Genomic DNA, 6,229 nt, shown 5'->3' with positions numbered 1-6,229 from the left:
TCGGCCGGCCTCGCGCACCGCGGCGAGCGCGGCGGCGGCGTCGAACGCCGGCAGCGCCGGCGGCGGCGCACTGGCGCAGGCGGCCAGCAGCGCGGCCGCGGCGAGCAGCGCGATCGGCCGCAGCGCGGTCATTCCTCCTCCACCGGCACGGGCTCCGGCGGCGGCGGCGGTTGCGCCGGTTCGTCGTCGCCGAAGCCGAACCACTCGCGCCAGCCGCCGCCCTCGCCCTCCAGCGTCGGCTCGGGCATCGCCGGGCACGGCACGTAGCCGGGCGCGAATCCGGCCACGAACGGCATGCGGCGCGCGCCGACGCAGTCCGGGTCGGTGGTGTTGGAGCCGATCACCCACTGCCAGTCGAGGCCGTCGTCGCTGACCTGCAGCGGCGCGCTCGGCAACCGCGCGAACAGGCTGGACCACACGCGCATCGCGCCGGTGGCGCCGTACAGGCCGGTCGGCTTGTTCTGGTCGTTGCCGACCCACACCACCGCGAGGTGATCGCCGGTCCAGCCGGCGAACCACGAATCGCGGCTGTCGTTGCTGGTGCCGGTCTTGCCGGCCGGGCTGAGCCGGCCCAGGCCGTCGGCGATCAACTGCCGCCCGGTGCCGCCGGCGATGGCGTGCTGCAGGGCGATGGTGATCAGCCGCGCGGCGATCGCATCGCCCTCCTGCGCGGGCGCCGGCGCCTTGTCGTAGCGCTTGAGCGTGCGGCCGTTGGCGTCGAGCACGCCGCGCACCGCGTGCAGCGGCTGGATCTCGCCGCCGGAGGCGAGGAACTGGTAGAGCTGCGCCATCGCGTACGGGCTCTGGTCCACCGCGCCCAGGATTAGCGACGGATTGGCCTTGGCGTCGATGCCGGCGAGCGTGCGGATCAGGTCGGCCAGACGCGCGGGGTTGACCTGCATCCCCAGCCGCACCGTGGCCTGGTTGTAGGACTGCGCGAGCGCATCGATCAGACGGACGGTGCCGTGGCTGCGGCCGTCGGAATTGCCCGGCGTCCAGCGCTTGCCGTCGTCGAGCGTCACCGTCACCGGCGAATCCTCGATGTAGCTGGCCAGCGACCAGCGTCCGGGCTGCGCCAGCGCGAGCAGGTACACGTAGGGCTTCAGCAGCGAGCCGACCGGTCGCTGCGCTTCGACCGCGCGGTTGAAGCCGTGCTCGGTCACCTGGCGGCTGCCGACCACCGCGAGCACGTCGCCGTTGTGCACGTCGGTGACCACCAGGCCCGCTTCCAGCGGCACCTTGCGCTTGCCGAGCGCCTTCATGGTGCGCGTCACCGCCGCTTCGGCGTACGCCTGCGCGGAAGGCGACATGCCGCTCATCACGCGCAGGCCCGCGCCGGCCAGCGTTTCGGCCGGATAGTCGCGCGCGAGCTGGCGCCGGACCAGGTCGACGTAAGCGGGGAAACGGTTCGGCGCCATGTTGCCGGGCGATCGGGTCACGCCCAGCGGCGCGCGGATCGCGCGCTCGTATTCGCGGCGCTCGATCAGGCCGGTCTCCAGCATCTCGCCGAGCACGAAATCGCGCCGCTGCCGCGCGCGTTCGGGATTGCGGCGCGGATCGTAGGCGGACGGGCCCTTGACGATGCCGATCAGCAGCGCGATCTGCTCGGTGGTGAGATCGCGCAGGTCGCGCCCGAACCAGAACTCCGCGCCCGCGGCCACGCCGTGGATCGCCTGCGCGCCGTTCTGGCCGAGATAGACCTGGTTGAAGTAGGCCTCGAGGATGGTCTCCTTCTCGTAGCGCGCGTCGATGATCAGCGCGTAGAGGATCTCGTTGAACTTGCGGGTGAAGGTCTGCTCCTGGCCGATGCCGAGCAGTCCGGAGCGCGCGAGCTGCTGGGTGAGGGTGCTGGCGCCCTGGCGCGTCTCGCGCGCGCGCAGGTTCACCCACGCCGCGCGCACCATGCCGGACAGGTCGACGCCGTGGTGGTGCGCGAAGTCGCGGTCCTCCACCGCCTGCAGGCCGGTCACCAGCAGCTCCGGCACTTCGTTGATGCGCACCAGGCGGCGCTCTTCCTGCTTCTGGCCGTACAGCGTGGCGATGCGCGCCGGATCCAGCCGCACCGAGCGCAGCGACTGCCGGCTGTCGGCATCGCGCAGGCTGGCGACGCGGCCGCCGGACAGCACGACTTCGACGCGGCGCGCAGGCACCCGGCCGTCGACATCGTCGAAGCCGCGGCTGGCGATGGTCCAGCGCGCGCCCTGCCGGGCGTAGGTGCCCGGACGGCGGCCGGCGCCGTCCTCGCGGTAGGCCGCCGCGTCCAGTTCGGTCTTCAGCGTCTGCGCGTCGAGCGCGACGCCCGGCGCCAGCCGCAGCGGCCGCGCGTAGACGCGCGTGGGCAACTGCCAGCGAAGCTGGCCGAAGCGCTCGCTCACCTGTTCGTTGAGATAGAGCGTGTACGGGATCAGGAACCCGAGCCCGAGACCGATCGCCGCCAGCGTCCACGTCACCAGCCGACGCCGCCACACCGGCGGCCGCGACTGCGCCTCGGGGAGATCGTCCTCGTCGTAATCGATTCGCGCCACGGGATGCGACAATGTCGGGCCTGCGCCCAAGTGGACGCGAGTCTAGCGCAGCCGGCCGCGTCGTCCGTGAGCCGCGCGGGCCGGTTGGCGCGCGGTTCAGCGGCGCGTCCACCCCATCACGGAGTGCCAGTTTCGATGAGGATGTCCTGGGCCGACGTGCGGTTCGTGATCGACCGGGGCAGCGGGCTGTTGCATCGCGGACTCACCAGCCTGCGCACGCGCGGCTGGCGCGCGACGTGGCAGAGCGTGCGCCGGCATCTGCAGCGCGTGCCGTCGGAGCAGCGCCTGCCGCTGTTCTTTCCCGACGCCGCCGCGTTCGCGCCGTTCGCGGTTCCGCATTCGGACGCGCCGCGCGCGAGCATCGTCATCCCGGTCTACAACCAGTTCGCGCACACGCTGGCCTGCCTGCGCGCGATCGCCGCGCATCCGCCCGCGGCCGCGATCGAGATCCTGGCGATCGACGACGGTTCCAGCGACGAGACCGGGTCGTGCCTGCAACGCATCGACGGCCTGCGTTACCACCGCCGCGCGCGCAACGGCGGCTTCATCGCCGCGTGCAACGACGGCGCGCGGCTGGCGCGCGGCGAATTCCTGGTGTTCCTGAACAACGACACGGTGCCGCAGCCCGGGTGGCTGGATCGCCTGCTGGCGACGTTCGACGAGCACGCCGGCACGGGCCTGGTCGGCGCGCAGCTCATCGAGCCGGACGGGCGGCTGCAGGAAGCCGGTGCGAGCGTGGCGGCCGACGGCACGGCGCGCCAGTTCGGGCGCGGCGCGAGCCCGCTGCACCCGCTGCAGGCCTTCGTGCGCGAGGTGGACTACTGCTCCGGCGCCGCCATCGCGCTGCGACGCGAGGCATTCGCGGCATGCGGGGGCTTCGATGCGCGCTACGCGCCGGCGTACTACGAGGACGTCGATCTCGCCTTCGCCGTGCGCGCGGCGGGCGGCCGCGTGCTGCGCCAGCCGCACGCGCGCGTGGTGCATGCCGAGGGCGCCACCGCGGGGCGCGACGTGCGCCGGGGCGTGAAGCAATACCAGCTTCGCAACCGCGCGACGTTCGCGGACAAGTGGGGCGCGACGCTGGCCACGCGCGCGCCGGCCGCGGAGACCATCGCCGGCGCCGACGGCCGCCCGTGCGTGCTGGTGGTGGATGCCTGGCTGCCGGAATCGGATCGCGACTCGGCCTCGCTGCGGCTGGAAAACCTGCTGCGCCTGCTGCGCGAGGAAGGCGCGCACGCGGTCGTGCTGCCGCTCGACGGCCGTCACCGCGCCGCCGCGGTGGAACGGCTGCAGCGGCTGGGCATCGAGACCTGGCACGCGCCGTTCATCGGCTCGCCCGCGCGCTGGATGCGCGCGCACGGGGCGCGCTTCGACACCGTCATGGCGTGCCGGCACCACGTGCTGCGCGGCATGCTGCCGCTGGTGCGCCGCCATGCGCCGCAGGCGCGGCTCGTGTTCGACACCGTGGATCTGCATTACCTGCGCGAACGCCGCGCCGCCGCGTTGGCCGGCGATCGCACGCTGGACAAGCTGGCCGCGCGCACGCGGCGGCAGGAGCTGTCGATGGTCGCCGCCGCCGACGCGACGCTGGTGGTGAGCCCGGTCGAGCGCGACCTGCTGATGCGCGAGGTGCCGGGCGCGCGCGTGGAGGTGCTCTCGAACGTGCACCGCGTCGCAGGCCCGGGCCTGCCGTTCGCGCAGCGTCGCGATCTGGTGTTCGTCGGCGGCTTCCGGCATCCGCCCAACGCCGACGCCGTGGTCTGGTTCGCGCGCGAGATCTTCCCGCTGATCCGCGCACAGGCGCCGGACATCCGTTTCCACGTGATCGGCGGCGACGTGCCGGACGAAGTCGCGGCGCTCGCCGCGCAGCCGGGCGTGCACGTGCACGGCCATCTGCCCGACATCGCGCCCTACATGGACGGGGCGCGGGTGGCGGTGGCGCCGTTGCGCTTCGGCGCCGGCGTCAAGGGCAAGATCAACCTCAGCATGGCGCACGGGCAGCCGGTGGTGGCCACGTCCTGCGCGGTCGAGGGCATGCATCTGCGCGATGGCGTCGACGTGCTGGTGGCGGACGAGCCGCGCGCGTTCGCGCAGGCCGTGCTGCGCCTGCATGCCGAGCCGGCGCTGTGGGAGAGTCTCGCGCGCAACGGTCTGGCGAACGTCGAACGCCATTTCTCGATGGAGGCCGCGCGCGAGGTGGTCCGTCGCGTCCTGCTCGGCCGCGGCTGAGGCTCAGGGCCCCGCGCCCGCCTGCCGCAGCCGTTCCGCGAGCGGCGCAAGGCCCGGCGCCGCGGGATCGAGCGCGCGCGCCTCGACCAGCGCCTGGCGGGCGGAGGCGAGTTCGCCGGCGCCGAGGCGCTCGTCGCCCACCGCGATCCAGCGCTGCGCCAGGCGCGAACGCAGCATGCGCGTCTCCGCGCCCTCGCCGGCGAGCGCCTGCACCGCATCCAGGCAATGCCCGGCGCGGCCCAGGCGGTTGCCGGCGAGCTCGCGCTCGAAGCAGGCGCGCGCCGCCGGCAGCAGGCGGGCGGAGGCGGCGGCAATGCGGGCATCGTCCGGCGCCAGCGCGCGCGCGGCGCGCAGCCGGTCGAACGCGCTCTCGCCCGGAGGCGTGAGCAGATCGCCCGCGCGCTCGGCCTTCTCCGCTTCGGCGAGCAGGCGCTGCACCTCCGCCTGCCGCTCGGGCGAGACCGCGCGGCGGCGCTGCAACTGCTCCACACGCGCCACGTGCGCGCGCGCATCGCGCACCTCGGGCAGCTCGGGCGCGATCGCCTCCGCCTCCGCCAGCGCGCGCCGCGCGTCGTCGATGCGCAGCTCGCCGGCTTCGAGCCGCGCCCGCCGCGCATGCGCGCGCGCGACCCGGTCGAGCCCCTGCATCGCGGCTTCGCGTTCGCCGTCGACCGCGCTCGCCGCCCAGTAGGCGGCGGTCGCGTCGTCGAGACGGCCCGCGGCGAGCGCGCGGTCGCCGCGGACGCGCAGGCGTTCGGCGGCGGTGCCGAGCGCGGCCACGGTCTCCGGCAGGTCGACGTGTCCGCCGTCGTACAGGCGCACCAGGCCGATCAGGGCGGTGGCCACGTGCAGGCGGCCGGCGCCGGTCGCCTCGCGCGCCTGCTGCAGCAGGTCGGCGAGCGCGTCCTCGCGGCCTTCCAGCGCCTGCGGGTGGTTCGGCACCAGATCGAGGATGCGGCGGTAGTGTTCCGCCGCCTGTTCGGGATGCCCGCCGCGGCGCGCGTCCGCGGCGGCGGCAAGCAGCCGGTCGATGTCGGCTCCGGCCGCTTCGCCCACGCGCAGCGCGCGCGCCAGATCCTCGACGTGGACGCGCGGCATCTGCAGCGCACGCGCCAGCTCGAGCATCCGCCGCGCCTCGCCGTAGCGCCGCGCCCGCACCGCCTCGTGCCCGGCGCGCAGCGCGGCCTCGCCGACCGTGCGCAGGCCGGCGCGCGCCTGCGGGCGGTCCGGATCGAGCGCCAGCGCCGCCTCGTACAGCTCGCGCGCGCCGCGGCCGTCGGTCGCGGTGAGGCGACCGGCCGCCAGCGCGGCCGCGGCCTCGCGCTCCAGGGTTTCCGCGCGGCTCTGCGGCCACAGGCGCAGCAGCAGCGGCTCGCTGAGCAGCACGAACGCCACCACGAGCGCGACCGCCGCCAGCGCGCCCTTCAGCAGGCGCGCGCGGCGCGGGGATGTCGCCGGCGGAGTGCGCTCCATCG

At 74.8% G+C, this 6,229-nt stretch carries 3 protein-coding genes; 1 reads left to right on the top strand and 2 read right to left on the bottom strand.

The window, feature by feature from the left end; translation table 11 throughout:
• Positions 1 to 128: 128 nt before the first annotated feature.
• Entirely contained in the window at positions 129 to 2,525 is a 2,397-nt protein-coding gene (gene mrcB, locus FQY64_RS06960) for a penicillin-binding protein 1B (protein ID WP_146473272.1), read from the bottom strand.
• A gap of 135 nt (positions 2,526 to 2,660) precedes the next feature.
• On the opposite strand from mrcB, the gene FQY64_RS06955 reads away from it, so the two are divergent.
• Positions 2,661 to 4,754, top strand: coding sequence for a glycosyltransferase (locus tag FQY64_RS06955; RefSeq protein ID WP_146473270.1), 2,094 nt, complete (start codon positions 2,661 to 2,663; stop codon positions 4,752 to 4,754).
• Positions 4,755 to 4,757: 3 nt separating this feature from the next.
• Here FQY64_RS06955 and FQY64_RS06950 read toward each other — a convergent pair whose 3' ends face one another.
• A complete protein-coding gene (locus tag FQY64_RS06950; protein WP_146473268.1) occupies positions 4,758 to 6,227 on the bottom strand; it encodes a hypothetical protein in 1,470 nt (489 codons plus the stop codon).
• Positions 6,228 to 6,229: the final 2 nt, after the last annotated feature.

Origin of the sequence: Vulcaniibacterium thermophilum (assembly GCF_007923255.1) — a bacterium.
Classification (GTDB): Bacteria; Pseudomonadota; Gammaproteobacteria; order Xanthomonadales; family Xanthomonadaceae; genus Lysobacter_F; species Lysobacter_F thermophilum.
This window is presented reverse-complemented; position numbering and strand designations above follow the sequence as displayed.

Bases quoted from the DNA above. Each gene is read 5' to 3' on its own strand.
- FQY64_RS06955 (WP_146473270.1), top strand. From the start codon at position 2,661: ATGAGGATGTCCTGGGCCGACGTGCGGTTCGTGATCGACCGGGGCAGC.
- FQY64_RS06950 (WP_146473268.1), bottom strand. From the start codon at position 6,227: ATGGAGCGCACTCCGCCGGCGACATCCCCGCGCCGCGCGCGCCTGCTG.